We start from the raw sequence: 26905 nt of genomic DNA on the forward strand, positions 1-26905 counted from the left end.
CGGGCATGTTCGCGCTCGTCCTGCACTCCCATCTCCCGTGGCTCGCCCACCAGGGGCGGTGGCCCGTCGGGGAGGAGTGGCTCTACCAATCGTGGGCAGATTCGTACCTGCCCGTGGTCCGCGAACTGCGGACCCTGGCCGACGAGGGCCGCACCGATCTGCTGACCCTCGGCGTCACCCCGGTACTCGCCGCCCAACTGGACGATCCGTACAGCCTCGACGGGATGCATCACTGGCTCGGCAACTGGCAGCTCCGCGCCGCCGAAGCCGCCGGGTCCCGTGACCCGGACCGCCGCGCGCTCGGCCACCGCGAACACCGGCGATCGGCTGCCGCTCTGCACGAGTTCGAGACCCGCTGGCGCCACGGCGGCGCCCCCCGACTGCGCGAACTGGCCGACTCCGGCGCCGTCGAACTGCTCGGTGGGCCGTCGATGCACCCGTTCCAACCTCTGCTCGACCCACGACTGCGGACGTTCGCGCTCCGCGAGGGACGCGCCGACGCCGTACGCCGGTGGGGCCGCGGCACCGAGGGCATCTGGGCACCCGAGTGCGCCTTCACCGCAGGGATGGAACTCGACTACGCCGCCGCGGGCGTCGGACACTTCATGGTCGACGGCCCGGCTCTGCACGGAGACACGACGTGCGGCCGTCCGGTCGGCGACACCCACGTCGTCGCGTTCGGTCGTGATCTCCCGGTCAGCTATCGCGTGTGGTCACCGAAGTCCGGTTATCCCGGTCATTCCGCGTACCGCGACTTCCACACCTACGACCACGACACCGGGCTGAAGCCGTCCCGGGTCACCGGCAGAAGCGTCGCGGGCCCGGACAAGGCGCCGTACGACCCGGAGCGCGCCGCAGCAGCCGTCCGCACGCACGTCGAGGACTTCGTCGACGTGGTTCGCCGCCGGCTGCGCTCCGAACACGCGCGCACCGGGTCCCCGGCACTGGTGGTCGCCGCCTTCGACACCGAGCTCTTCGGACACTGGTGGCACGAGGGTCCGGCATGGTTGGCCGGCATCCTGCGTGCGCTCCCCGAGGCCGGCATCCGCGTCGGGACACTCGCGGGCGCGAAGCGAGACGGCTACGTCGGTGACCCCGTCGACCTCCCTGACACCTCCTGGGGCAGCGGGAAGGACTGGCGGGTGTGGGCGGGCGATCCCGTCCGCGACCTGGTCGATCTCAACGCCGAGGTCACCGCCACCGCGCTCGACGCCGTCGACGCGGCACCCCCCGGCGGTCTGCGAGACCGTGTCGCGGACCAGATCCTGCGCGAGACGATGCTCACCGTCTCGAGCGACTGGGCCTTCATGGTGAGCAAGGACTCGGCCGCGCAGTATGCCCGCGACCGCGCCCACAAGCACGCTCACGCGGTGCGCGAGATCGCCGACGCCCGCGTGCACGGGCATCACGCACGAGCCGCCGACCTTGCATCCGGGTGGAACCAGGCGGACGATCTGTTCCCGGACCTCGATGCGCGGCGTCTGCAACCGACGGGTCGGGAGGTGCGGGCGTGAAGGTCCTGATGATCTCGTGGGAGTACCCGCCCGTGGTGGTCGGCGGCCTCGGTCGCCACGTCCACCATCTCGCGGTGGAACTGGCCGCGGCCGGACACGAGGTGGTGGTCCTCTCCCGCCGCCCCACGGGTTCCGACGCGGCGACCCACCCCACCGTGAGCTCGGTAGCCGAGGGCGTGCTCGTCGTCGCCGTGGCCGAGGATCCGGCGCACTTCACCTTCGGAGTGGACATGCTGGAGTGGACGCTCGCGATGGGTCACGCGATGGTGCGCGCCGGCCTCGCACTCTCCAAGCCCGGCATCGGCGAGGGGTGGGTTCCCGACGTCGTCCATGCCCACGACTGGCTGGTGGCGCACCCGGCGATCGCGCTCGCCGAGTACTACGACGTCCCGCTGGTCTCGACGATCCACGCGACGGAGGCCGGACGCCACAGCGGATGGGTCTCCGGCCGCGTGAACCGCCAGGTGCACTCCGTGGAATGGTGGCTGGCGCACGAATCCGATTCCGTCATCACGTGTTCCGCGGGAATGGAGGACGAGGTGGTCCGCCTCTTCGGTCCGCTTCCGTCCCCGGTCCACGTGATACGCAACGGCATCGACACCCGGACCTGGACGTACCGTCCTCGCGCGGCGCGCACCGGCGCCCCGTCCCTGCTCTTCGTGGGTCGGTTGGAGTACGAGAAGGGGGTGCAGGATCTGATAGCGGCACTCCCCCGTGTCCGACGGACGCACCCCGGCACCACGCTCACCGTCGTCGGCGACGGGACCCAGCTCGACCACCTCGTCGATCTGGCGCGCGTGCACCGGGTGCGCCGGGCGGTGACGTTCGTCGGATCCCTCGGCCACGACGGCGTTCTCGGGCATCTGCACCGGGCGGACGCGCTGGTGCTGCCGAGTCGATACGAGCCCTTCGGCATCATCGCCCTCGAGGGCGCCGCGGCCGGCACACCGCTCGTCGCCTCCACCGCGGGCGGCCTGGGCGAAGCCGTCGTCGACGGCGTCACCGGGATGTCCTTCGTTCCCGGCGATGTCGGCTCCTTGGCGACGGCGGTGCGGCGCACACTCGACGACCCCGCTGCGGCACGTACCCGGAGTGACGCGGCACGTGCGCGACTCACGTCCGACTTCGACTGGCACTCCGTGGCCCGCGAGACCGCCACGGTCTACTCCACCGCGAAGCGCCGGGTGCGCTTCCCGCTGGGCAGGCCCACGATCAGCGAACGTCCACTGCCCGAACGGGACTGAGTCACTCGCTCCCGAGCGACTTCTTGCGGGCGATGTCCTCCAGTGCGGCGACGTACGCCGCGCGGTCCTCCGCGCCGGCCTCCCAGTCGGTGCGACGGTTCCGGACCACTCGTGCGGGTGCGCCGACCGCGATCCCGTAGTCGGGCACGTGACCCTTGACCACCGCGTGCGCGCCCAGGACGCAGCCGCGACCGACGACGGTCTCCCGCAGCACGGTCACCTTCGCGGCGATCCACGTGTCCGGGCCGATCCGCACCGGCGACTTGACGATGCCCTGATCCTTGATCGGCACCGTGATGTCCTCGGTCCGATGATCGAAATCGCAGATGTAGCACCAGTCGGCGACGAGGGTGGACGCACCGATCTCGATATCGAGATAGGTGTTGACGACGTTGTCCTTGCCGAACACCACCTTGTCACCGATGCGCAGCGACCCCTCGTGGCAGCGGATCGCGTTGCCGTCACCGATGTGCACCCAGCGACCGATCTCGAGTCGCGCCAGCTCGGGCGTCGCGTGGATCTCGACGTTCTTGCCGAGGAACACCATTCCGCGCAGCACCACGTGCGGGTTCGCGGCCTTGAAACGCGCGAGGCGGTAGTACCGCACCAGGTACCAGGGCGTGTACGCCTTGTGGCTGATCACCCAGCGTAGCGACGCGAGCGTGAGGAAGCGCGCCTGGTCGGGGTCACGTCGCCGCGATCCTCGCCACCGGGTGCGCAACGGCGCGTTCCACATGCTGGTCATGGGCGGCACATTACTGTCGGCGTCGCCGCAGGGAACCCGGGGGCCGACCACCGGGGGTCGGAACCGTGACGCATCGTTTCAGCCGTTAGTCTCGTGCGAGCCGATCACCCGACATCAGGAGAGTGCATGCACGACGAGAACCCGCGTACCTCGGTGCGCACTCGTCGAGCCGGTGCCGCTCTCCTCGCGGTCGGCGCCCTCGCCCTCGGGGCCTGTGGCAGTGACTCCGGGCCCATCGACATCCTGGGCGACGAGGGCTGGCGCGGCGGTCTCGCCGACGCCCACAACTCCGCCTCCGTGACCACCGAGGGCAGTCGCTCCCTCGCTCTCGACTGGACCCGCCCTCTCGGCGCTCCCACGTCCACACGTCCCTCCGTCGCGCCCAACGGTCAGATCACGGTGACGATGACCGGAGACGCCGGCTGCGCGCTCGGATCGTTCCAGGGCGAGACCGGACGCAAGCGGTTCTGCAACTCGCTCGGACCCTCCGGCGTCTCGTCGACCGCGGTCGCCGACTCGGCGTCCAACCTCTACGCCGGTGACGACGGCAGCATGAGCTCGATCAACCAGAACGGTCAACTGCGCTGGCGCACACCGGTCTACGGGGTACCGCGCACCCCGCAGTTCCTGCCCGACGGCAACGTCCTGGTGGTCACCCAGTTCGGTCAGATCAACGTGCTGAGCAACCAGACCGGGAACGCGGTCGCACCCGTACTGGACCTGAACCCCAATCCCACGCCCCTGGACGCGCCGAACACCACGCTGCGGCCCGCGGACGACGGTCTGCTGGCCTGCCTGGGCGGTGGGCCGGACTGCGCCGTCGCGGCGGCACCGGCCGTCGACCTGGAGTCCTCGACCGTCTACCTCGTCCTGTGGCGCGCCGGCGCCATCGCTCCCCAGCTCGTGGCGCTCTCCTATACCGGCGGGGACTCCCCCGGGCTCACCGAGGCGTGGTCGTCGCCCCTGCTTCCCGCCGCCGTGACATCGAGCCCCGTGGTGTCACCCGACGGTGACCGCGTGTACCTCACGGACGTCGAGGGCACCGTGCGTGCGTACTCCACCGAGGACGGCTCCGAGATCTGGTCCTACTTCGTCGGTGACCGCGCGGCAGGAAGTGTGTCCGTCGCTGCGGACGGCACCATCGTCCCCGCGGGCGGCGCGGGGTCGCATCTGCGGGCGATCCGCGATGCGGGCGAGCGACCCGAAACGGTGTGGGAGCGGCCAGATCTCGTGACACAGGGTTCCTCCGCACTGGCGGGTGGCACCACGGGCTACACGGTGGTCGGCGACGGTGACGGGCTCGCACTCGTCACCTTCGACACGGCCACCGGCGAGACGGTCGACACCGACGCGCTCCCCGGCGCCGAGGGCTACAGCCCCGGAGTCGTCGTCGGCTCGAACGGCGAGGTGGTCGTCCCGACCGCGCTGGGATCCCTCTACTCGTTCCGCTGAGGCCCGGTGCGCGGCCCGCACACGAAGGCCACCCCCGAGCGCCCGATCCGGGTGATCACGAGCCCCAGCGGCACGGTGCCCCGGAGATCGAGCCGGGGGCGCAGCAACGCAGGATCGACGTCGATGCCACGGACGAGAATCTCGAGCGACCCGCATCCCAGCTCCGCGAGCCGCTTGCGCAACACCTTCTCGGTGAAGGGCAACCTGTCGAGGATCTCGAAGCCCGTCGTCCCCTCCGGTATCGCGTCTCCCGTGAGGTGCGCGATGCGTGGATCCAGTTGCCACAGTCCATGTCTCGCGGCGTAGTGGCGCACGAGACCGGCCCGCACGACGGCGCCGTCGGGATCGACGATGTACCTGCCAGGGGCACGATCGTCGTCGATGGCGTCCGAGTCGGCGTCCGTCACCTCCCACGCGGAACCGTCCGACCGGAGCACCGTCGCACGGCGACGCACAGCGGGGTCCGCCACCTCCCCCAGCCAGAGGCACGCCTCGCGGACGGCGCCGTCGAGGGAGACGAGTTCGACCTCGGCCCGCGTGTGTCGGCTCGTGAGGTCGAGACGGTCGACGTCGAGACCCGGTGCGCACTTGACCACCAGGTCGCGGCCGGCATAGGCGTCGAGGAGGTCCGGAAGCGGGGGTTCGAGGGCTGCGGGGTCGTGACGGCGGCGGCCGCCGGCGCGGCGGCCGGGGTCGGCGACGACAACGGTGCCGCGCGTGGTGGGGACCGCCGCGTCGGCACGCAGCACGGCCACGTCGGGAACGTTGTGTCGTGCCATGGCCAACCGCACCGGATCGAGATCGCTGCCCACCACGATGTCCGCGACCGAGTGCAGGGTGTGCAGTTCGGTGCCGATCGAGCAGGTGACGTCGTGGATGCGACGTCCGCGCAGCCGCTCGGCCCGGTGCCGGGACACCTGTTCGGTGGTGGCCTGCTGCACCGCGTCGTCGGTGACCAACCACGTTCCGGCGAACGGCAGCTTGGTCGCGGCCTTGCGGCGCAGGGTGACCGTCTCGATCAGCGCGGCGGCGCGGTCACCGAAGGCACTGCGGATCCGGCCGATGTCCGAGACCAGCGTGGCGGGCGTCAGCGCACGGTCACCGACCGCGGCCAGCGCGTCGGACGCCCCGGCCAGGTACTCGACGTCGTCGAGGTCGAACGAGTATCCCACCGACGCGTCAGAGCGCGCCGGTGTCCGGCTTCGTGCCCGTGATCATCACGTTGTAGAAGTAGCCACGGGGCACGACGTGATGCAGCACGTTCTCGTCGAGCCACGACAGCGACTTCCAGCCGTTGAACGCGAACCTCGCCCAGCCCCAACCCAGCTTCTCCGCCGGCACCGCCGCCTCGAAGGTGCGGACCGGCCAGCCCAGCAGCGCTGCGGCGAACTCCTCGGTCTTGGCCTGCACGTCGTCCGCGCCCGCGGCGACGGCGATGTTCTCGAGCTCCGTCGGGTCGAAGGTGTGCAGATCGACGACGGCCTCGAGTGCCGCGGCACGGGACGACTCGTCCAGCTCCTGTTGCGGGCGACGCCAGTCCGCGAGGAACGGCAACCGCGTCGTGCGGGTCGTGGCCTCCCACGTGAGACGCCCCAGCCACCGCGCGTAGAAGTTGCCCACCGTCGTCGGCTCGCCCGCGAACACGAACCGGCCGCCGGGCTTGAGCACGCGCAGCACCTCGCGCAGCGACTGCTCCACGTCCGGGATGTGGTGCAGCACCGCGTGACCGACGACGAGATCGAACGTGTCGTCCTCGTACGGGATGGTCTCGGCGTCGGCGACGCGGCCGTCCACGTCGAGGCCCAGGTTCTCGGCGTTGCGCAGCGCGACCTTGACCATGCCCGGCGACAGGTCCGTGACCGACCCGGTCGCGGCGACGCCGCTCTGCATGAGGTTGAGCAGGAAGAAGCCGGTACCGCAGCCCAGTTCCAGCGCGCGACCGTACGGCAGGGCCTCGGATCCGGCCACCGCGTCGAAACGGCCGCGGGCGTAGTCGATGCAGCGCTGGTCGTAGGAGATCGACCACTTGTCGTCGTAGGTCTCCGCTTCCCAGTCGTGGTAGAGCACCTGCGCCAGCTTGGTGTCCGACCGTGCGGCCTGCACTTCCTCGGCACTCGCGTGCGGGCGCGGCGCCGGATCCGACGGTGCGGTCGAGGCGGCGGTGTCGGTGTGCGGTTCACGAGCGGTCATGGAAGGGAACCCTATCTGAACGAGCGCGGGAGGCTAGTTGCCGGTGAAGTCGGCCTTGCCCGGGCCGTTCTCGAGGAACGACGCCATGCCGATCGCGCGGTCCTCGGTACCGAACAGCGAGGCGAAGACGTGCGCCTCGATCTTCAGGCCAGTCGCGAGGTCGGTGTCCAGACCCTCGTCGATGGCCGCCTTGGCTGCGGCGAGGGCGCGCGAGGCACCGCGGACGAACTGACCGGCCCACGTGCGCGCCGCCTCGTACACGGCATCGGGGGCCACCACCTCGTCCACGAGGCCGACGGCGAGCGCCTCCTCGGCCCCGACGAAACGGCCGGTGAACACCATGTCCTTCGCGCGGCTCGGGCCGATCAGCCGGGCGAGTCGCTGGGTGCCGCCACCGCCGGGAATGACGCCGAGCAGCACCTCGGGGACGCCGAGCTTCGCGTTGTCGCCCGCGATGCGGCGATCGGCACCGAGGGCGACCTCCAGACCGCCGCCGAGGGCGTATCCGGTGATGGCGGCGACGGTGGGCTTCGGGATGGACGCGATCGCTCCGAGACCGGCCTGCAGAGCGCCGATCGCGTCGGTCATCTGGCCCGCGGACATCTCCGCCATCTCCTTGATGTCGGCGCCGGCGGCGAACACCTTCTCACCGCCGTACACGATGACCGCCTTGACGTCCGGATCCTCGGCGGCGGCCCGCGACACCTCGAGGAGCTCACCCTGCACCTGGCGGTTCAGAGCGTTCATCGGCGGCCGGGAGAGCCGGATGGTGCCGATGCCGTCAGTCACGTCGAGAGTCACGAATTCAGCCATGGCCAGCACGCTAGCCGTTCGACGTCCGCTCGGCGCGTGGGGGGAGGTCGGCGCGATACTCGTCGGCGCCGTCGAAGTTCACCCGCACGGATCCACCCGATCCGCTGATGACGGGCTGCACCGGCGCCAGATCGGCCTCTGCGGCCATGGCCTCGGCCACCGACCCGTGACCGGCGAGATGCCGCAGGCACGCCCAGGTGGGCGGCATCAGCATGCGGTCGCCGCGACGGAACTCGTCGAGGGCATCCGCGGGCCGCACCCACGCGGCGTCGACGGCCTCGGACGTCTCGCCGTCGGGACGTTGCCCGGACGGGAGCGCCGCGACGAAGAAGCGGGTGTCGTACCGACGGGTCGTCTCACCCTCGGGCGTGATCCAACGGGCGTGCGGGCGCAGCAGATCGGAGCGCACCACCAGGCGGGTCTCGGCCAGGAACTCACCGAAAGAGATCTCGTGCTTCTCGACGGCACGACGCCGGTCGGCGTGATCGGACGTGTCCGCGACGACGGTGTGCGCGTCGGGCCCGGCGAACAGGACACCGCACTCCTCGAAGGTCTCGCGCACCGCGGCGAGCACCAGGGCCCGCGCCGCGGCGTCGTCGTCGGTGCCGAACCGTGCCGCCCACCACGCGGGTGACGGGCCGGCCCACCGGTCCTCCCCGTCCGCGGGCGTGCGATCGGTCGGATCCACACCGCCACCCGGGAAGACCGTCATGCCGGCGGCGAACGCCATTCGTCCGACTCGCCGCTGCAGGAAGACCTCGAGCCCTGCCGGCGCATCGCGCAGCAGGATGACGGTGGAGGCGTCCCGCAGCGCGACCGGTTCGGTCACCGCGCTCGCCGATGGGACGACCGCGACCGCTTGCGTCGCGCGAAGAAGCGCCCGTCGGTGCGCTCGAGGGCGATGGCCTGACTGAACGCGGTGGACAGGTTTTCCTCCGTGATGACGTCGTCGATGAGACCCTGCGCCACGACTCCGCCCTCCTTGAGCAGCATCGCGTGGGTGAAGCCCGGTGGGATCTCCTCCACGTGGTGCGTGATCAGCACCGTCGCGGGGGCGTCGGGGTCGAGTGCGAGGTCGGTGAGGATGGCGACGAGATCCTCGCGGCCTCCGAGGTCGAGACCCGCGGCCGGCTCGTCGAGCAGCAGCAACTCGGGGTCCGTCATCAGAGCGCGGGCGATCAGGACACGCTTGCGTTCGCCCTCGGACAGCGTCCCGAAGGTCCGGCGAGCGAGATGCTCGATACCGGCCGTCTCGAGCATGTCGACCGCACGCTCGTCGTCCACCTCGTCGTACTTCTCACGCCAGCGACCGAGCACCGCGTACCCCGCCGACACGACCAGATCGGCCACCACCTCGTCGGACGGGATGCGTCCGGCGAGAGCAGAGGACGACAGGCCGATGCGCGGCTTGAGTTCCGAGATGTCAACGTGCCCGAGTGTCTCGCCGAGCACGTGCGCGGTGCCGGAGGTCGGGTAGATCTCCGCCGCGGCGACGCGCAGCAGCGTGGTCTTGCCCGCACCGTTCGGTCCGAGGACCACCCACCGCTCGTCCAGCTCCACGTTCCAGGAGACGGGGCCGACGAGGGTCGTCCCTCCGCGGACGACGGAGACATCGGCGAGTTCGACGAGCAGGTCTGGGTCAGGAGAGGACACGCCTTCCATCTTCCCGCACGCGCGGGGTGCATCCACGGCAGGATCAGCACGCGTGTCGCACGAACAGAACTCACCGAAGTCCGCCGCCGCGTCGGGCACGCCCTTCCCGCTGGGCGCCCACCCCGTGGAGGGCGGCGTCTGCTTCGCCGTGCACGCACCCGACGCGCACGCCGTCGAGGTGTGTCTGGTGGACGGGTCGGGCCCCGACTCACGGGAGTCGCGTCACCTCCTCACCCAGCGCACGTACGGCATCTGGCACGGTGTGGTCGCCGAGGCCGGCGTCGGATCCGTCTACGGCTACCGCGTCTCCGGACCGTGGAATCCCGAGGCCGGTCACCGGTTCGATCCGCACAAGATCCTTCTCGACCCCTACGCACGGCGCATCGTCGGCAGCCTCGGCGACGCGCGAGCCCTCCTGCCGTATCGCGACGACCCGTTCGGACCGCAGTCGACGGTCGACTCGCTGGGACACGCTCCCCTCGCGGTGGTCACCGCTCCCCTGGCGGCCTCGGACGCACCGCGACTCGAGACCGACTGGGACCGCACCGTCGTGTACGAGGTGCACGTCGGGTCGTTCACCGGTGCCCATCCGGACGTCCCCGAGAATCTACGCGGCACCTACCTCGGACTCGTTCACCCTGCGGTGCTCGAGCACCTTCGTACGCTGGGTGTGACGGCGGTGGAACTGCTTCCGGTGCACGCGTGCCTCACCGAACCCGGTGTGCGCGCCCGAGGGATGCGCAACCACTGGGGCTACAGCACCGGCTCGTACTTCGCCGTCGAACCGTCGTACGCCTCGGTCCCCGGCGCCGAGGTCACCGAGTTCCGCACGATGGTGGACACGCTGCACGAGGCGGGTATCGAGGTGATCCTCGACGTCGTCTACAACCACACCTGCGAGGGCGGTGTCGACGGCCCCTCCCTCTCGTGGCGCGGCCTGGACGCGCGCGGGTACTACCTGCTGGACGCCCGCGGTCACGACATCGATCTGACGGGATGCGGCAACACCGTCGACGCCGCGTCCCCGGCCGTCGTCCGGATGGTCTGCGACTCGTTGCGGTACTGGGTCACCGAACTGGGGGTCGACGGCTTCCGCTTCGATCTCGCCAGCACTCTGGGCAGGCCGGGCGGATGGCGCTTCGATCCGCACGCCCCGATGTTGAGCGCCATCGCCGCCGACCCGATCCTGTGCCGCGCCAAGCTGATCGCCGAGCCGTGGGACGCGACCGGGCCCGGGTACCAGGTCGGCGGGTTCGGCGGCGTGTGGAGCGAGTGGAACGACCGCTACCGAGACACGCTGCGCCGCTTCTTCGCCGGGCACGGCGGTGTGCGTGAGCTGGCGTCACGCCTCGCGGGATCCGAGGATCTGTTCGCGCCGACCGGACGCAGGCCGTGGGCGTCCGTCAACTTCGTCACCGCTCACGACGGCTTCACCGCGCGAGACCTGGTGTCCTACAACGCCAAGCACAACGAGGCCAACGGCGAGTCCAACCGCGACGGCACTGACAACAACCTCTCGGTGAATCACGGCGTCGAGGGCGAGACCGAGGACCCCGCCGTGCTCGCGGCGCGCGATCGACACGTGCGTGCGCTGCTGTCGACCCTGGCCCTGTCCACCGGGACACCGATGTTCCTGGCCGGCGACGAACTGGGACACACGCAGCACGGCAACAACAATGCCTACTGCGTGCCGCAGGAAACATCGGCCGCGGATGCGCACGCGATCGACTGGTCGAGACGGGACGACGCCCTGACGGCGACTCTGGGACGAGCACTGCGGCTGCGTCGATCGGCACCCGTTCTGCGCCAACAGGAGTTCTTCGCCGGTCGGGACACACCCAGCGGCGAACCGGATCTCATGTGGTTCGACCACGACGGGGCCGAGATCGTCGGCGATCGGTGGAACGACGATCACGCCCGGACCCTGCAGGCCTGGGTCGACGGATCCGACGTGCGCATCCCTGCGCTCCGACACGCAGGGGTCGAGGCGGAGACCTTCGATTCGGCTCTGCTGGTGGTGCACTCGGGAGGCGATGCGAACATCGTCCTCCCCGATCACCGTCGACACGGGCCGGACGAGGCACCCGGTTACGTTCCCGTCTTCGACTCCGCGACACCCGACGGTCGACCGGTGGACGCGTCGCCCGTCACCGCGGGAAGCACCGTCCGAGTGGCCGGTCCGATCGTGCTCGTCTACATCTCGACGATCCCGTCCTGACTCAGGCGGTGCGCGGGACGTACAGCTCGGCGATCACGGTCATCGACCCGGGGGCGACCTCCGTGTAGCCCGCGTCCCGCACGCCGACGGCGGTGCCGCGCTCGCACTCGGCCACGAGGCGAGACCAGGTCTCGGCATCGGCATCACGAACGCTGACGGCCCACTGCGCGTCCTGCCACGCCCGGACGTCCTCGACCGTCATGGCACCGGCAGCGAGCATCACGGCGTGTCCCACCTGGGCGGCGGTCTTGCCGACGGTCATCTCGAGCTCCGCGTCCACCCAGAGCCGCACGGCACCCTCGGCGTGCGGTCCCGGGTCGTCGGCCGGCAGGTCGGTGCCTCCCACCTGGAGCTTGCGCAGCCTCGGGTCCAGATCACCCACACGGCACGGCACATAGGCCCGAGCCGACGCCCCGCCCACGTCGACGGTCACGCCGTCCACCTCCTGCGCCGCCGTCCACTGCGCGCCCCGCGCGCGACGGGACACCTTGCGGATCCGCGCACCCAGCCACGCCGTGTACTCCTCGTGCCAGGGACCGCCCGGGGCGATGCGCTCGTCCAGGCACACCTGCAGCGTCGCGGACGCCGCCGCGGCCAGCAGGTCGGACCGGGCCGGCGGATCGACCTTGGGGATGTGGAGCACCAGCGGCATCGCGCGCACGTCGGCAGGATCGGGCGGATCGACTCGCGAGCCGTAGGAACCGGCCGCACTCGTCCCGGCCACCAGCACCGCGTGGCGCTCCTCGAGGGTGGACGGCCGGACGTCCTCCAGGGGACCCTCGTCGATCACGGGATGGGGATGCGGCGAACCCCGCCGTCGAGGGAGTCGGCGGCCTCGATCTCACTGCGGGTGACACCGAGGACGAAGAGCAGCGCGTCGAGGAACGGATAGGACAGCGCCGCGTCCGCGACCTCGCGCAGCGCCGGCTTCGCGTTGAAGGCGATGCCGAGACCCGCCGCGGTGAGCATGTCGATGTCGTTGGCACCGTCGCCGACCGCCACCGTCTGCTCCATCGGCACGCCGACCTGTGAGGCGAACTGGCGCAGCGCCACCGCCTTCGCCGCGCGATCGACGACATCGCCGATCACGCGGCCGGTGAGCTTGCCGTCGACGATCTCCAGGGTGTTCGCCTTCACGAAGTCCAGTTCGAGCTCGTGCGCCAAGCCCTCGATCACCTGCCGGAAACCGCCCGACACCACGCCGCAGTGATAGCCGAGTCGTCGCAACGTCCGAATGGTGGTGCGCGCGCCCGGCGTGAGCTCGAGATCCTCGGCGACGTCGTCGATGACCGATGCGTCCAACCCGGCCAGGGTCGCGACTCGACGGTGCAGTGACTCCGCGAAGTCGATCTCGCCTCGCATGGCCGCCTCGGTGACGGCTCGGACCTCGTCCTCGACTCCGGCCCGCGCCGCGAGCATCTCGATGACCTCGCCCTGCACCAGCGTCGAGTCGACGTCGAACACGATGAGGCGCTTCGCTCGACGAGCCAGTCCGGACCGTTCGACGGCGACGTCGATACCGACTCCGGCAGCCACGGTCGCGAGCGCCGACCGCAACGCCTCGTCGGCCTCGTCGCTCGACAGCCCGCCCTCCTCCTGCGGACGGGCCGAGACCAACAGCTCGAGTCCCGTCACCGGGTAGTCGGCGATACCGCGGATCGAGTCGATGTTGGCGCCCTGTCGCGCGAGTTCGCTCGACAGCACGCTGATGGCTCGCGCGGTGACGGGCCGTCCCAACACGACGACGACGTGGGTGGAGAGGGGCGAACGACCGTGCGCTCCCCCGACCTCGACGTCGACGTGGACACCCACCGTGCCCATGGCCTCCTCGAGGTGCTCCTGCAAACTCTCGACGTCCCCGGGGCAACTGCCCAGGACACCGAGCGTCAGGCGACCGCGAATGACCACCTGCTCCACGTCCACGACGCTGACGTCGTGTCGCGCCAGCGAGGCGAAGAGCACGGATGTGACACCGGGCTTGTCACCGCCGGTGACCGTCACGAGCACGGACGTCGGCGGGGGTGGTGTCTCCACCATCGAGGTATCTCCTTGTCACACGAAAAGCCCCTCACCGTGAGGAGAGGGGCTCGTCGCTGGAACGGTCGTGGAACGAGAGGACTACTTGTCGCGGTCGCCCGAACCTTCGTGATCGCTGGTCGCGATCGGCGCGCGGCGTGCCTGCTCGAGCACCTCGGTGGTCTTGCCTCCACCGTGGCCCGGTCCCACATGCGCTTCGTCTCGCATGCGTTCGACCATGTGCGGGTAGTGCAGCTCGAACGCGGGGCGCTCGGAGCGGATACGCGGGAGCTCCACGAAGTTGTGGCGCGGCGGCGGGCAGCTGGTCGCCCACTCCAGGGAGTTGCCGTAGCCCCACGGATCGTCGACCGTGACGACCTCGCCGTAGCGGTAGCTCTTGAAGACGTTCCAGAGGAACGGCAACGTCGAGGCGCCGAGGACGAAGGCACCGACCGTCGAGATCGAATTGAGCACCGTGAAGCCGTCGGACGGGAGGTAGTCCGCGTAGCGACGCGGGAATCCCTCGGCGCCGAGCCAGTGCTGCACCAGGAACGTGGCGTGGAAGCCGACGAAGGTGGCCCAGAAGTGCCACTTGCCGAGAGCCTCGTCCATCATCCGGCCCGTCATCTTCGGGAACCAGAAGTAGATACCGGCGTAGGTCGCGAACACGATCGTGCCGAACAGCACGTAGTGGAAGTGCGCCACCACGAAGTAGGAGTCGGTGACGTGGAAGTCGATGGGCGGGCTGGCGAGCAGCACACCGGACAGACCACCGAAGAGGAACGTGACCAGGAAGCCGACCGAGAACAGCATCGGCGTCTCGAACGTCAGCTGGCCCTTCCACATCGTGCCGATCCAGTTGAAGAACTTCACACCCGTCGGGACGGCGATGAGGAACGTCATGAAGGAGAAGAACGGCAGCAGCACCGCACCGGTCGCGTACATGTGGTGGGCCCACACGGCGATGGACAGCGCCGCGATGGCGATGGTGGCGTAGATCAGGCCCGTGTAACCGAACAGCGGCTTACGGGAGAAGACCGGGAAGATCTCCGACACGATGCCGAAGAACGGCAGCGCGATGATGTACACCTCGGGGTGACCGAAGAACCAGAACAGGTGCTGCCACAGCAACACACCGCCCGTGGCCGGATCGAACAGGTGCGCACCCAGGTGTCGGTCGGCCGCCAGTCCCAGCAGTGCCGCGGTGAGCAGCGGGAAGGCGAGCAGCACGAGGATCATCGTCACGAAGATGTTCCAGGTGAAGATGGGCATCCGGAACATGGTCATGCCCGGGGCACGCAGGCAGATGACCGTCGTGATCATGTTCACGCCACCGAGGATGGTGCCGAGGCCCGAGAGCGCGAGGCCCATGATCCAGAAGTCCGCGCCCACGCCCGGCGAGTGCACGGCGTCGGTGAGCGGCGTGTAGGCCGTCCAGCCGAAGTCTGCAGCGCCACCGGGGGTGATGAAGCCCGCCGAGGCGATGAGTGCGCCGAACAGGTACAGCCAGTAGCTGAACGCGTTCAGACGTGGGAACGCCACGTCGGGCGCACCGATCTGCAGCGGGAGGATGTAGTTGGCGAACGCGAACACGATGGGCGTCGCGTACAGCAGCAACATGATCGTGCCGTGCATGGTGAAGAGCTGGTTGTACTGCTCGTTCGACAGGAACTGCATGCCCGGGAGGGCGAGCTCCGCACGCATGAGCAGGGCGAGGACGCCACCGAACAAGAAGAAGCCGAACGACGTGACCATGTACATGATCCCGAGCGTCTTCGGATCGGTGGTCGTCACCATCTTGTGGATGAACGATCCCTTGGGCCCCATACGGGGCGGGTACGGCCGTGAAGCCGTCAGCTCGGGGACTGGCTGGGGCGCTAGGGCAGTCACTGATCCTCCTGAAAGCGCGTCTCCCCGTGCCCGAGGTGGACGCATGAAATTCGTGCGCTCTATGGATCGTAACCCCATGACACACGAACTGCGGCACGGGTCCTACGAAGTGTCGTACTTCCACCCGGGTGTCGCATTTTCCGGCCCGCGGGAGGCCCTCTTCCGAAGGCCTCCACGACCGGAGCACGGCCTGCCCGCCACTCGCCGAGCGACCGGCTTCCGGACTGCCCGTAAGGTCTCGGCCATGTCGGATCGCTCTCGTCGTCACGCTCGATCGGTCGTCGCCCTCGCGACGATTCCCGCGATGCTCGCCCTCTCTGCCTGCGGCGACACCTCGAGTGACGACGCCTCCACCATTGTGCGGACCACCACGAACGTGGCCGGAGCCGGCGTCGTCGGCATCGAACGTGACACCGCCGGCCTGTGCGCGCTCCCGCAGCCGGTCGACTCGGTCGGTCAGCAAGGTGACACCCGGCTCGTCGTCGGCAGCGGCCGTGCGACCACGGTGCCCGCCGATCCGCAACGTGTCGTGGTTCTCACCATGACGGCACTCGACGCGTCGTGCGCCGTCGGCACCTGGGAGCGCGTCGTCGGCGCACCCACGGCGCCGCTCGCTCCCACCGCTCCCCCGTCCGGCCTGCTGCGCCCGGACTACCTCGGCACCGGCATCGCCGAGATCGCCGGCGTCGGACCCGAGGGCTCCCCCGACGTCGACGCGATCCGAGCACTGGCTCCGGACGTCATCATCGGCGGCGACGCCCTCGACCCCGCCGTCACCGCGCAACTCGACGGCATCGCCCCGACCGTTCTCACGCGCGCGTCGTCGTCGTGGCTCGAACGGTCCACGCTCGCGGCCGCGGCGATGGGACGACGTGACGCCGCCGCCCGTGCGACGGAGCAGTACCGCGTACGCGCCGAGACCGTGGGCCGCGAGCAGAACTCCCGCATCACCGAGGCGTCTCTCGTGCGCTTCGGCGCCGACGGCACACAACTGCTCGGCGACGACAGCTTCGCGGGGCAGGTACTCGCGCAGGCGGGCGTGCGACGACCGGGGCCTCAGCTAGGCGAGACCCGCGCACTCCCGCAGGACGATCTGTCCGACGCGGAGGGCGACCTGATCTACGTCATGTTCGACGGACAGGCGGGGCTGGAACGCGGCACCGAGGTCATGGACTCGGACGCGTGGAAGGACCTCGGCGCCGCGACGGACAGTCGCGTGTTCAGCGTCGACGACACGGTGTGGTCGGGCGAGGGCCTCGTGGCTGCGGGCGCGGTCCTCACCGACGTGTCGAACACGCTGAACGGCTACGTCTGACGCGTCGGCGGTAGCGTTCCGGGAGTGCCGATACCCGAGTTCATCACCACCCTGCGCGCCAAGATCGGTCACGATCCGCTCTGGCTCTCCGGTGTCAGTGCCGTCGTGCTCGACGCCGACGATCGGCTGCTGCTGACGCGTCGCAAGGACAACGAGCTCTGGGCCGTGGTGTCCGGCGTCCTCGAGCCCGGCGAGGAACCCGGACCGGCCGCCCTCCGGGAGATCCTGGAGGAGACGGGCGTGACGGCCGAGCTCGTGCGGTTGACGAGTGTCGACGTCACCGAGCCCATCGTCTACCCGAACGGCGACCGCACCCAGTACCTCGACGTCTGCTTCCTCGCCCGGTACGTCGCCGGCGAGGCGCGGGTCGCGGACGACGAGAACCTCGACGTGCAGTGGTTCGCGCGCGATGCGCTGCCCGCGGACATCACCGACACCTCGACTCTCCGCATCGCGAAGGCGCTGGACCACGGCCCGGAGGCCTGGTTCCGGCGGTAGGTGGCGCCGGACCGTGCCGTCCTGCCGCGTCCTGTGTGCACCGATGCTCAGTGTCCGGCGCGCCCGCACACCCTCACCGATTTCGGCCACCTTCACCGGTCACAACCGGTGAAGGTGGCTACAACCGTTGCAGGAGGGCGCAACGGCGCACGTGCTCCGGTTTCCGCAACCCGCTCCTGCTACAACCGAAGCGGGTTGCGGGAACCGGAGCACCTCGCACTCGAGACGTGCTCACCAGACATGACTCAGGGCACCACCCGCAAAGCGGACGGTGCCCCGAGGTGAGGTGGGTCAGAAGTCCCAGTCGTCGTCCTCGGTGTTGACTGCCTTGCCGATGACGTACGAGCTTCCCGAACCCGAGAAGAAGTCGTGGTTCTCGTCGGCGTTGGGTGAGAGCGCCGACAGGATGGCCGGGTTGACGTCGCACTCGTCCTTCGGGAACAGGCCTTCGTAGCCGAGGTTCATGAGCGCCTTGTTCGCGTTGTAGCGCAGGAACTTCTTGACGTCCTCGGTCAGACCGACCTCGTCGTAGAGGTCCTGCGTGTACTCGGTCTCGTTCTCGTACAGCTCGAAGAGCAGATCGAACGTGTAGTTCTTCAGCTCCTCGCGCTCGGCGGGCGAGCGGGTCTCGAGTCCGCGCTGGTACTTGTAGCCGATGTAGTACCCGTGCACGGCCTCGTCGCGGATGATCAGGCGCACGAGGTCGGCAGTGTTGGTGAGCTTGGCCCGCGAGGACCAGTACATCGGCAGGTAGAAGCCCGAGTAGAAGAGGAACGACTCGAGCAGGGTCGAGGCGACCTTGCGCTTCAGCGGGTCGTCGCCCTTGTAGTAGTCCATGACGATGGACGCCTTGCGCTGCAGATTCGGGTTCTCCTCCGACCAGCGGAACGCATCGTCGATGTCGCGCGTGGAGCACAGCGTCGAGAAGATCGACGAGTAGGACTTGGCGTGCACCGACTCCATGAACGAGATGTTGGTGTACACCGCCTCCTCGTGCGGAGTGATGGCGTCCGGGATGAGCGACACGGCGCCGACGGTGCCCTGAATCGTGTCGAGCAGCGTCAGACCCGTGAAGACGCGCATGGTGAGCTGCTTCTCGTGGTCCGTCAGCGTGTCCCAGGACGGGATGTCGTTCGAGATCGGCACCTTCTCGGGCAGCCAGAAGTTGCTGGTGAGCCGATCCCAGACCTCGGAATCCTTGTCGTCGACGACGCGGTTCCAGTTGATCGCGGAGACGCGATCGATGAGCTTCACCATGGGTACCTACCTGCTGATCGATGACTCTGCTTCACGGCTGCACCTGCGGTGCGCCGGGGACTGCGAGAAATGCGGCCGTGGCCGCGAATTGTCACTGACGGCAACACTACCCGTTGTGGCATGCCCCGGGGGCCAACACAACACCGTGTGTCTCCGACCCGTGCGCCTCATGCGCGTTCAGAGATGCGCACGAGGCTCACAACGGGCGCAGCCCGACCACTCGCCTACCCACCCCTCACGACGGAGGACGGTCGTCACCTCACGTGCGACACCGCAGGGATCGTCGACCACCTCGTCGTACCCGAAGACCAGACGCGGGCGGCCGGCAAGTTCCGCGGCGTTGTCGCGTCGACGGTCGCGGAAGGCCACGCCGGGCATCGCGTGGAACCGACGGCCGTCCAGGCGAACGATCAGGTCGACGCCGACGTTCGAATAGTCGACATCCTCGAACAATGTCCGCCCGTCGACGCGAACAGGGCTCTGACGTGCACCGACGGGAAATCCATGCGCCTGCTCGACCTCGAGTGCGTACGCGAGTTCGAGAACGGACTGCACCCCGTCGGACATGTACCGCACAGCCTGTTCGAGGGCCACACGGTAGCGGTAGGGGCGACGCTTCTCGAGTCGCTCACGGATGTCGTCGAGGCGCACGATCCGACTGCTCACGGAGGACACCAGACTCGTCATCGCTTCGCGCGCAGTCGATTCGGATGTCGCAAGGTCGATCGCCGTGTCGGCCGCACGGGTTCTCGGTAGCGGCCCGTCGTGCACGATGTGTGCATGAGCGCGGGACCGATGCACCACGACCCCGGGATGTAGAACTGACCCGACGCGGGCCACCGGTCCCGTCGCCGTCACTCGGGAGCGAACCCTGGTGGGACTCTGGCACCGCGCCGAACGGCCGTAGGGAACCGTGACATGGGCGCGTGCACCCGATGAGACTCGCCGCAGACCCCACTCCTCCGCTGCGCTCCGGTGACTGAGCAAGGAGTCCGGGCCGCCGTAGAGCAGGGCGGCGCGCAGAGTCTGTTCCCGATCGAGCGGACCTGCTGCGATGGCGTAGACGCCCCGAAGAACGATCGCCCAGCGGCCCGACTCGACGTGGCGCCGAACTCTGTCTCGGCTGTACCCGAGGCCCGTCACTTGCGATTGAGTGAACAGGCCTGACTGGTCGTCCACTAGTCGATGCAATTCATGTTCGTCCCCCCGGATGCGCATGCGGGGATGGTGCACGACCGGTACGACACCCGTCCGTGCGCCTTGTGCGCATCGTCAGATGCGCACAAGGCGCACGGGGGGCGAAGCCCACTAGAGCATGCAGCTGACGCAACCCTCGACCTCGGTCCCCTCGAGGGCCATCTGGCGCAGCCGGATGTAGTACAGCGTCTTGATTCCCTTGCGCCACGCGTAGATCTGCGCCTTGTTGATGTCGCGGGTGCTCGCGGTGTCCTTGAAGAACAGCGTGAGGGACAGGCCCTGGTCGACGTGCTGCGTCGCTGCCGCGTACGTGTCGATGATCTTCTCGTAGCCGATCTCGTACGCGTCCTGGTAGTACTCCAGGTTGTCGTTGGTCAGGTACGGCGCCGGGTAGTAGACGCGGCCGATCTTGCCTTCCTTGCGGATCTCGATCTTCGACGCCACCGGGTGGATGGAACTGGTGGAGTAGTTGATGTACGAGATGGAGCCGGTCGGCGGGACGGCCTGCAGGTTCTGGTTGTAGATGCCGTGCTGCTGCACCGATGCCTTCAACTCGACCCAGTCGTCCTGCGTCGGGATGCTGATTCCCGACTGGGAGAACAACTCTCGGACACGCGCTGTCTTGGGCTCCCAGGCGCGCTCGGTGTACTTGTCGAAGAACTCGCCCGACGCGTACTTGGACTGCGGGAAGCCTCCGAAGTAGCTGCCGCGCTCCTTCGCCAGACGGTTCGAGGCCCGCAGCGCATGGAACAGCACGGTGTAGAAGTAGATGTCGGTGAAATCGACACCCTCCTCGCTGCCGTAGTGGATGCGCTCACGAGCGAGGTAGCCGTGCAGGTTCATCTGGCCGAGGCCGATGGCGTGCGAGGTGTTGTTGCCCTGCTCGATGGACGGCACCGAGTAGATGTGGGTCTGGTCCGACACGGCCGTCAAGCCGCGGATGGCGACCTCGATGGTCTGCGCGAAGTCGGGCGAGTCCATGGTCTTCGCGATGTTCAGCGAACCCAGGTTGCACGAGATGTCCTTGCCCACATGGCTGTACGAGAGATCCTCGTTGAACGTGGACGGCGTCGAGACCTGCAGGATCTCGGAGCACAGGTTCGAGTGCGTGATCTTGCCCTCGATGGGATTGGCCCGGTTCACCGTGTCCTCGAACATGATGTAGGGGTAGCCCGACTCGAACTGCAGCTCGGCGAGGGTCTGGAAGAACTCGCGCGCCTTGATCTTCGTCTTGCGGATGCGCGCGTCGTCGACCATCTCGTGGTACGTCTCGCTGACGTTCACGTCGGCGAAGGGCTTGCCGTAGATGCGCTCGACGTCGTACGGCGAGAACAGGTACATGTCCTCGTTCTTCTTCGCCAGCTCGAACGTGATGTCCGGGATGACGATGCCGAGGGACAGCGTCTTGATGCGGATCTTCTCGTCGGCGTTCTCGCGCTTGGTGTCGAGGAACTTGTAGATGTCCGGGTGGTGCGCGTGCAGGTACACCGCGCCGGCACCCTGCCGCGCTCCGAGCTGGTTCGCGTACGAGAACGAGTCCTCGAGCAGCTTCATGATGGGGATGACGCCCGACGACTGGTTCTCGATGCGCTTGATCGGCGCACCGGATTCACGAATGTTGCTGAGCAGCAACGCGACTCCGCCACCACGCTTGGACAGCTGCAGTGCCGAGTTGATGGAGCGACCGATGGACTCCATGTTGTCCTCGATGCGCAGGAGGAAGCAGGAGACGGGCTCGCCGCGCTGCTTCTTGCCCGAGTTGAGGAACGTGGGAGTGGCCGGCTGGAAGCGGCCGGCGATGATCTCGTCGACCAGGTCGGTCGCGAGAGTCTCGTTGCCGGCGGCCAGCGTCAGCGCGACCATGCACACGCGATCCTCGAAGCGCTCCAGGTAGCGCTTCCCGTCGAACGTCTTGAGTGTGTAGGACGTGTAGTACTTGAACGCACCCAGGAAGGTGGGGAACCGGAACTTCTTGGAGTAGGCGTGCTCGATCAGACCCTTGACGAAGGATCGCGAGTACTGGTCGAGAACCTCTGCCTCGTAGTAGTTCTCCTCCACCAGGTAGTCGAGCTTCTCGTCGAGGTTGTGGAAGAAGACCGTGTTCTGGTTGACGTGCTGCAGGAAGTACGCCCGCGCGGCGTCCCGGTCCTTCTCGAACTGGATCTCGCCGTTCGGCCCGTACAGGTTGAGCATCGCGTTCAGAGCGTGATAGTCGAGCTCCGAGTCGTCACGGCGCGACACGGCGGGAGACGAGTCGGTGATGGTCGGTGCCATGTGCGTACTCCTGAGATCGATGATGGGCGGTACTGGTGCGGACGATCAGATGGTGCAGGTCGCGTCGAGCCGGTCCCAGAACTCGGCGAGTCCGGTGCGGACCCGCTCCACGTCCTCCGGGGTACCCATGACTTCGAAGCGATAGAGGAACGGGACCTGACATTTTGCCGAGACCACGTCCCCGGCGAAACAGTACGAATCGCCGAAGTTGGTGTTGCCCGCGGCGATGACGGCGCGGATGAGGGACCGGTTGTGCTCGTCGTTGAGGAACCGGATGACGGGCTTGGGGACGTAACTCGTGTCGCGCCCCAGCGCGGTGGTGCCGCCGCCGTAGGTCGGGAGGATCAGGACGTACGGACGGTCGATCTCCACGTCGTCGCGGGGATAGCGGACGGGGATGCGCGTCGCGGGAATCTCGAGCTTCTCCACGAACCGGTGGGTGTTCTCCGAGACGCTCGAGAAGTAGACCAGCGATTCGGACACGATGCTCCATCCTCCGCCGACTCTGCGCACTTCTTCGACATTCGCGACGGCGTGGACCGGGTGGGTCGGCCGTCAGCGGTGAGTCGGGAACTCACCCGAGCCGGCCTCCTCGTCGGAAGGCGCGGCGGACGCGCTTCAGGCAGCGGCGGTGACGAGGGTCTTGATGCGGTCGGGACGGAAGCCGGACCAGTGGTCCTCGCCTGCGACGACGACAGGTGCCTGCAGGTAGCCGAGCGCCATGACGTAGTCACGTGCCTCGGGATCCTGCGAGATGTCGATGACGTCGTACTCGATGCCCTCTTTGTCGAGAGCGCGGTACGTGGCCTTGCACTGCACGCAGGCGGGCTTGGTGTAGACGGTGACGGTGGTGGCGCTCATGAATCCTCTTCTCCGCATCCTGTGTCCGGATGCGCTCGCTGTTCGCCCGAGAGCTGTCCTGCACTGCTGCTGTGGGATCGCACTGGAGAAAGCGAGACCCGCCGACTCTGCCGTGCACACCACTGACAACCTGTCCGAGAGACCGGGCCGGACCCGCATCCACCCCTCCGAAAAGGGGGTGATGCGGGCCTCGAGCCGTTGTGGCCTCTCGGTGTTCAAGACACTACACCTAGTGTCCGACAGTGCAAGGCAACACCACACTTTGTAATGACACTGGTGGAATTACCTGGTCGGACGCGAAAAACTCCGGCGTGTCGCGACCCCTCGGGCGCGTCGCGAGACCGCGCTGCGGACGGGGCCTCGAGCCTCAGGCGTCGACGAGCTCCGCGCGGGTGAGCGCCGTGACGACCTCGGCGATGTCCGCGGCGATCTGTGAGTTGTCACGGGGATGGCCCCCGTCGATCGCGGCCACCACGCCACCGATGGCGAGATCGACGTCGTCGAGCACGCTCGCGCCGGCGATCCGCGCCGCCTTCTCCGTGTCCTCCTTGGCCCACCGGGCGCCGTTCGAGCTCGGCGAGGAACTGATGACGGCGGTCGGCTTGGTGGAGATGGCGCCGCTGCCGTAGGGGCGGGAGAGCCAGTCGATGGCGTTCTTGAGTACTGCGGGGATGGTGCCGTTGTACTCGGGCGTGAGCAGCAACACGGCGTCGGCGTCCTGGACGGCCGCGCGCAGAGCGGTCACGGTGTCGAGCGAGGCGACCGACTCGGGGGTGTCGATGTCCTCGTTGTAGAACGGAAGGTCTCCGAGGCCCTCGTGGATGACGACCTCGACGCCCTCGGGTGCGACTGACGCGGCGGTCTCGGCGAGACGACGGGTGATGGAGGCGGCGCGGAGGCTGCCGACGAGTGCGATGACGCGGCTCATGGGTGGGTCCTTTCGACGAAGTGTGTCCGTGATCTACAACCGGACCGTAGTCCACTTTCTTCCGTGACGCGCTATCCTGACGGTGTGACACATGCCCCTCTGCCGATGGCGGCCGACGACAGCGAGCGCTGCGACGCCGCGCGCAACCGCCGTCTGCTCCTCGACGCCGCGATCGGGCTGGTCGACGAGCGCGGAGCGGACTCCGTCACCATGGACGCCGTGGCAGCCCGCGCAGGTGTGGGCAAGGGCACCGTGTTCCGTCGGTTCGGCAGTCGTGCGGGTCTGATGTTCGCTCTTCTGGACCACACCGAGACCGAACTCCAACAGGCCTTCCTCTTCGGTCCTCCCCCGCTGGGCCCCGGCGCACCACCGCTCGATCGACTCGTCGCGTTCGGCCGTGCCCGCCTCGACCTGGTCGCCGTGCAGGGTGAGGTGCTGCGGGCAGCCGAGAACTCGCCCGTCTCGCGCTTCTCCGCGCCCGCCCACGCCGTCGGCCTGACCCACGTGAGCACACTGCTGCGGCAGATCGGCGTGTCGGGCGATGTCACGTTGCTGGCCTACGCGCTGCTCGCCCCGCTCGAGGCCACTCTGGTGCTGCACCTGCAACGCGACGCCGGAATGACCACCGAGCGCCTCGCCGACGGCTGGGAGGATCTCGCCCGCCGCATCGCCTCCGCCTGACCTCAGGCCAGCGCGAGGGTTCGCGTCGCGGCGTCGGCCAGTGCCACGCCGTAGCTCCGGCCGTGACCCGCCGCGTGCACGGCGAGGGGATGCAGCTGATGCAGAGGCACCCGTTCCTCGGCACCCGGAGCGAGCTCGTGCTGCTCCTGATAGCCGTCGAGAAGGTGCTCGAGGTGCGGACAGCCGAAGAGAGACAGCATGGCGAGGTCCGTCTCGCGGTGTCCGCCGTGCGCCGCGGGGTCGATGAGCGTCACGCCGCCGGGCGTCCAGAGCACGTTGCCGGTCCACAGGTCGCCGTGCAGACGCGCCGGAGGGTCGGTCGAGTCGAACGACCCGTCCGCGACGACGGAGCAGGCACGCTCCACGAGGTCGGCCTCGTCCCGCGTGACCGTGCCGGCGTCGACCGCGACACGGAGATACGGCAGCACCCGTTCCTGCGCGTAGAACTCACCCCAGCGGTCGTGCTCCACCGACGACATGGTGCGCGATCCGATGAACAGCGTTCCGTCGAAACCTGCAGGCGGCGAGCCGAACCGGGGGGCACCGCTGTCGTGGGTGCGGGCGAGCAGTGCGCCGAAGCGGCGAGCAGCGTCCGGCGTCGGCCGGACGGAGTCGAGGCGTTCGAGAACGATGTGGTCGGCCGCGACCTCGAGGACGTCGACCGTAGGCGCTCCCCCGTCGGCGAGCCACCGCAGACCTGCAGCCTCGGCGGCGAAGAAGTCGGGATGCGCGTCCTCACGCCGTTTGACGAACGCCATCTCTAGCCGCCGGCGAAGGGCGGGAGGACGTCGATCCGGGAACCGACGGGGTAGGCCTCGTCGCGGACCATCTCGTCGCCGATGAGGAACACCGCCACGTCCAGCACACGATTCAGTTTCTGCCCGTGGCGTCCACGCAGCGCCGACTTCACGTCCGCCACGGTCGCGCCGACCCTCAGGTCGTACGACTCCTGCGTGGTGCCCGCAGCGTCCGCGGCCCCCGCGAAGTACCGCACGTCCACAGTCACGGACTCAACCACCGATGGCACCCATCGAGCGTTCCGGCGGCACGAAGTCCTCACGCTCCATCCCGTGGCCGGCCCACTTGTTCCACATCGCTCCACGCCAGAGGTCCGCGATCTCCTCGTCGGTCGCACCCCCGCGCAACGCCACCCGCAGATCGGTCTCGGAGTCGCTGAACAGGCAGGACCGCACGGTCCCCTCCGCCGTCAACCGGGTCCGGTCGCAGTCGGCGCAGAAGGACCGGGTGACCGAGGCGATGATGCCCACCGTGGCGGGGCCACCGTTCACGGTCCACTCCTCGGCGGGCGCGGACGGATCGGTGCGGCCGATCTCGGTGAGCGTGAACCGCTCCCCGAGCAGATCGAGCAGTTCCGCCGCCGACACCATCGTCGAGCGCGCCCACTCCCGGTCGGCGTCGAGCGGCATCTGCTCGATGAACCGCAGATCGACACCTCGGTCCAGGCACCACTGCACCAGGTCCTGAGCGCCGTGCAGAGTCTCGCGCATGAGAACGGCGTTGATCTTGACCGGCGTCAGTCCGGCCGCCAGGGCCCCGTCGATGCCGCCGAGCACGGCGGGCAACCGGTCCCGCCGGGTCAACGATGCGAAGTGCTTGCGGTCGATCGTGTCGAGAGAGACGTTGACCCGGGTCAGACCCGCCTCGCGAAGACGCTTCGCTCGGCGTTCGAGGCCGATGCCGTTGGTGGTCATCGACAGTTCGACACCGGGTGCGTGCCGAGAGGTCAGGGCGATGATGTCCACGATGTCCTTGCGGACCAACGGCTCGCCGCCGGTGAAGCGGACCTCGCGCACACCGAGGAGTCGATCGGCGACGCCGACGAGGCGGGCGATCTCCTGCGCGGTGAGCAGCTGTTCGAACTCCAGGTTCGGCAGCCCCTCGGCCGGCATGCAGTAGGTGCATCGCAGCGAGCACTTCTCGGTGACCGAGATGCGCAGGTCCCGCGCGATGCGACCGAAACTGTCCAGCAGGTCCGGAACGTCCGGACGGCCGACCATGGACGGCGCGCGCACGACACCGGGCAGGCTGGGAATTCCCATGCTCACCGTCGTCATTCGATCACCTCCACTCGCCGTTCACGTCAGTATGCCCGTTCGGGGCAACGGGAACCCGACCGTCCTCATTCCCGCTCTAGGATG

At 68.6% G+C, this 26905-nt stretch carries 25 protein-coding genes; 7 read left to right on the top strand and 18 right to left on the bottom strand.

Going from position 1 to position 26905, the window contains the following annotated elements; genetic code table 11:
* Positions 1 to 5 precede the first annotated feature (5 nt).
* Together HQ312_RS03160 and HQ312_RS03165 are read left to right on the top strand one after the other, a co-directional pair.
* Positions 6 to 1514, top strand: a complete 1509-nt coding sequence (locus HQ312_RS03160; protein ID WP_222637827.1) for a glycoside hydrolase family 57 protein — start codon at positions 6 to 8, stop codon at positions 1512 to 1514.
* A complete protein-coding gene (locus HQ312_RS03165; protein WP_027507032.1) occupies positions 1511 to 2758 on the top strand; it encodes a glycosyltransferase family 4 protein in 1248 nt (415 codons plus the stop codon). The genes HQ312_RS03160 and HQ312_RS03165 overlap by 4 nt, the downstream gene beginning before the upstream one ends.
* A gap of 1 nt (position 2759) precedes the next feature.
* Here HQ312_RS03165 and HQ312_RS03170 read toward each other — a convergent pair whose 3' ends face one another.
* Positions 2760 to 3503, bottom strand: coding sequence for an acyltransferase (locus HQ312_RS03170; protein ID WP_222637765.1), 744 nt, complete (start codon positions 3501 to 3503; stop codon positions 2760 to 2762).
* Positions 3504 to 3629: 126 nt separating this feature from the next.
* Here HQ312_RS03170 and HQ312_RS03175 point away from each other — a divergent pair, with 126 nt between their 5' ends.
* The gene (locus HQ312_RS03175) at positions 3630 to 4955 is read left to right on the top strand and encodes a PQQ-binding-like beta-propeller repeat protein (protein ID WP_222637766.1); all 1326 of its coding nucleotides are present in this window, start codon (positions 3630 to 3632) and stop codon (positions 4953 to 4955) included.
* Here HQ312_RS03175 and HQ312_RS03180 read toward each other — a convergent pair.
* Genes HQ312_RS03180 through HQ312_RS03200 form a run of 5 tightly spaced genes read right to left on the bottom strand, consistent with a single transcriptional unit; the run spans position 4940 to position 9620 of the window.
* Positions 4940 to 6127, bottom strand: coding sequence for a class I SAM-dependent methyltransferase (locus HQ312_RS03180; RefSeq protein WP_222637767.1), 1188 nt, complete (start codon positions 6125 to 6127; stop codon positions 4940 to 4942). The genes HQ312_RS03175 and HQ312_RS03180 overlap by 16 nt on opposite strands.
* Before the next feature lie 7 nt (positions 6128 to 6134).
* A complete protein-coding gene (locus tag HQ312_RS03185; protein ID WP_027507036.1) occupies positions 6135 to 7145 on the bottom strand; it encodes a class I SAM-dependent methyltransferase in 1011 nt (336 codons plus the stop codon).
* Between the two features lie 33 nt (positions 7146 to 7178).
* Positions 7179 to 7958 carry an enoyl-CoA hydratase/isomerase family protein gene (locus HQ312_RS03190; protein ID WP_056446209.1) on the bottom strand — a complete coding sequence of 260 codons (780 nt, stop codon included), beginning with the start codon at positions 7956 to 7958 and terminating at the stop codon, positions 7179 to 7181.
* 10 nt (positions 7959 to 7968) lie between these two features.
* Entirely contained in the window at positions 7969 to 8787 is an 819-nt protein-coding gene (locus HQ312_RS03195) for an NUDIX hydrolase (protein WP_222637768.1), read from the bottom strand.
* A complete protein-coding gene (locus HQ312_RS03200; protein WP_027507055.1) occupies positions 8784 to 9620 on the bottom strand; it encodes an ABC transporter ATP-binding protein in 837 nt (278 codons plus the stop codon). Before HQ312_RS03200 ends, HQ312_RS03195 begins: the two co-directional genes overlap by 4 nt.
* A gap of 43 nt (positions 9621 to 9663) precedes the next feature.
* Between HQ312_RS03200 and glgX the strand changes: the two genes are divergently transcribed.
* Positions 9664 to 11829, top strand: coding sequence for a glycogen debranching protein GlgX (gene glgX, locus HQ312_RS03205; protein ID WP_222637769.1), 2166 nt, complete (start codon positions 9664 to 9666; stop codon positions 11827 to 11829).
* A 1-nt stretch (position 11830) separates the two neighbouring features.
* Here the strand turns inward: glgX and HQ312_RS03210 are convergent, their stop codons facing one another.
* The 3 genes from HQ312_RS03210 to ctaD all read right to left on the bottom strand — a co-directional run bounded on the left by HQ312_RS03210 (position 11831) and on the right by ctaD (position 15735).
* Positions 11831 to 12619: a peptidyl-tRNA hydrolase gene (locus tag HQ312_RS03210; protein WP_374198273.1), complete on the bottom strand. Its 789-nt coding sequence runs from the start codon at positions 12617 to 12619 to the stop codon at positions 11831 to 11833.
* Positions 12616 to 13866 carry a phosphoserine phosphatase SerB gene (serB, locus tag HQ312_RS03215; RefSeq protein ID WP_027507041.1) on the bottom strand — a complete coding sequence of 417 codons (1251 nt, stop codon included), beginning with the start codon at positions 13864 to 13866 and terminating at the stop codon, positions 12616 to 12618. The genes HQ312_RS03210 and serB overlap by 4 nt, the downstream gene beginning before the upstream one ends.
* Positions 13867 to 13947: 81 nt before the next feature.
* Positions 13948 to 15735, bottom strand: coding sequence for a cytochrome c oxidase subunit I (ctaD, locus tag HQ312_RS03220; protein WP_027507042.1), 1788 nt, complete (start codon positions 15733 to 15735; stop codon positions 13948 to 13950).
* Positions 15736 to 15979: 244 nt separating this feature from the next.
* Between ctaD and HQ312_RS03225 the strand changes: the two genes are divergently transcribed.
* Positions 15980 to 17050 carry an ABC transporter substrate-binding protein gene (locus HQ312_RS03225; protein WP_222637770.1) on the top strand — a complete coding sequence of 357 codons (1071 nt, stop codon included), beginning with the start codon at positions 15980 to 15982 and terminating at the stop codon, positions 17048 to 17050.
* A 24-nt stretch (positions 17051 to 17074) separates the two neighbouring features.
* A complete protein-coding gene (locus HQ312_RS03230; RefSeq protein WP_027507044.1) occupies positions 17075 to 17548 on the top strand; it encodes an NUDIX domain-containing protein in 474 nt (157 codons plus the stop codon).
* A gap of 291 nt (positions 17549 to 17839) precedes the next feature.
* On the opposite strand, the gene nrdF is transcribed toward HQ312_RS03230, so the two are convergent.
* From nrdF to HQ312_RS03260, 6 genes are all read right to left on the bottom strand, one after another.
* Positions 17840 to 18805: a class 1b ribonucleoside-diphosphate reductase subunit beta gene (gene nrdF, locus HQ312_RS03235; protein ID WP_056445506.1), complete on the bottom strand. Its 966-nt coding sequence runs from the start codon at positions 18803 to 18805 to the stop codon at positions 17840 to 17842.
* A 177-nt stretch (positions 18806 to 18982) separates the two neighbouring features.
* Positions 18983 to 20023 (bottom strand): type IV toxin-antitoxin system AbiEi family antitoxin domain-containing protein, encoded by a 1041-nt coding sequence (locus tag HQ312_RS03240; protein WP_222637771.1) that lies wholly within the window; start codon positions 20021 to 20023, stop codon positions 18983 to 18985.
* A 90-nt stretch (positions 20024 to 20113) separates the two neighbouring features.
* Positions 20114 to 22276: a class 1b ribonucleoside-diphosphate reductase subunit alpha gene (gene nrdE / locus HQ312_RS03245; RefSeq protein WP_027507046.1), complete on the bottom strand. Its 2163-nt coding sequence runs from the start codon at positions 22274 to 22276 to the stop codon at positions 20114 to 20116.
* 45 nt (positions 22277 to 22321) lie between these two features.
* Positions 22322 to 22759: a class Ib ribonucleoside-diphosphate reductase assembly flavoprotein NrdI gene (nrdI, locus tag HQ312_RS03250; protein WP_037187075.1), complete on the bottom strand. Its 438-nt coding sequence runs from the start codon at positions 22757 to 22759 to the stop codon at positions 22322 to 22324.
* A 135-nt stretch (positions 22760 to 22894) separates the two neighbouring features.
* Positions 22895 to 23137 carry a redoxin NrdH gene (locus HQ312_RS03255; RefSeq protein WP_027507048.1) on the bottom strand — a complete coding sequence of 81 codons (243 nt, stop codon included), beginning with the start codon at positions 23135 to 23137 and terminating at the stop codon, positions 22895 to 22897.
* A 367-nt stretch (positions 23138 to 23504) separates the two neighbouring features.
* Positions 23505 to 24065, bottom strand: a complete 561-nt coding sequence (locus HQ312_RS03260; protein ID WP_222637772.1) for an NAD(P)H-dependent oxidoreductase — start codon at positions 24063 to 24065, stop codon at positions 23505 to 23507.
* An 84-nt stretch (positions 24066 to 24149) separates the two neighbouring features.
* Between HQ312_RS03260 and HQ312_RS03265 the strand changes: the two genes are divergently transcribed.
* Entirely contained in the window at positions 24150 to 24746 is a 597-nt protein-coding gene (locus HQ312_RS03265; protein ID WP_027507050.1) for a TetR/AcrR family transcriptional regulator, read from the top strand.
* A gap of 2 nt (positions 24747 to 24748) precedes the next feature.
* On the opposite strand, the gene HQ312_RS03270 is transcribed toward HQ312_RS03265, so the two are convergent.
* The 3 genes from HQ312_RS03270 to moaA are packed head-to-tail and all read right to left on the bottom strand — an operon-like array spanning position 24749 to position 26821.
* Positions 24749 to 25504 carry a fructosamine kinase family protein gene (locus HQ312_RS03270; RefSeq protein ID WP_222630639.1) on the bottom strand — a complete coding sequence of 252 codons (756 nt, stop codon included), beginning with the start codon at positions 25502 to 25504 and terminating at the stop codon, positions 24749 to 24751.
* 2 nt (positions 25505 to 25506) lie between these two features.
* The gene (locus HQ312_RS03275) at positions 25507 to 25752 is read right to left on the bottom strand and encodes a MoaD/ThiS family protein (protein WP_231476463.1); all 246 of its coding nucleotides are present in this window, start codon (positions 25750 to 25752) and stop codon (positions 25507 to 25509) included.
* Positions 25753 to 25756: 4 nt separating this feature from the next.
* On the bottom strand, positions 25757 to 26821 hold the full coding sequence (gene moaA, locus HQ312_RS03280; RefSeq protein WP_222637773.1) for a GTP 3',8-cyclase MoaA: 1065 nt from the start codon (positions 26819 to 26821) through the stop codon (positions 25757 to 25759).
* Positions 26822 to 26905: the final 84 nt, after the last annotated feature.

Source organism: Rhodococcus sp. BP-316, assembly GCF_019836105.1.
Lineage (GTDB): Bacteria > Actinomycetota > Actinomycetes > Mycobacteriales > Mycobacteriaceae > Rhodococcoides.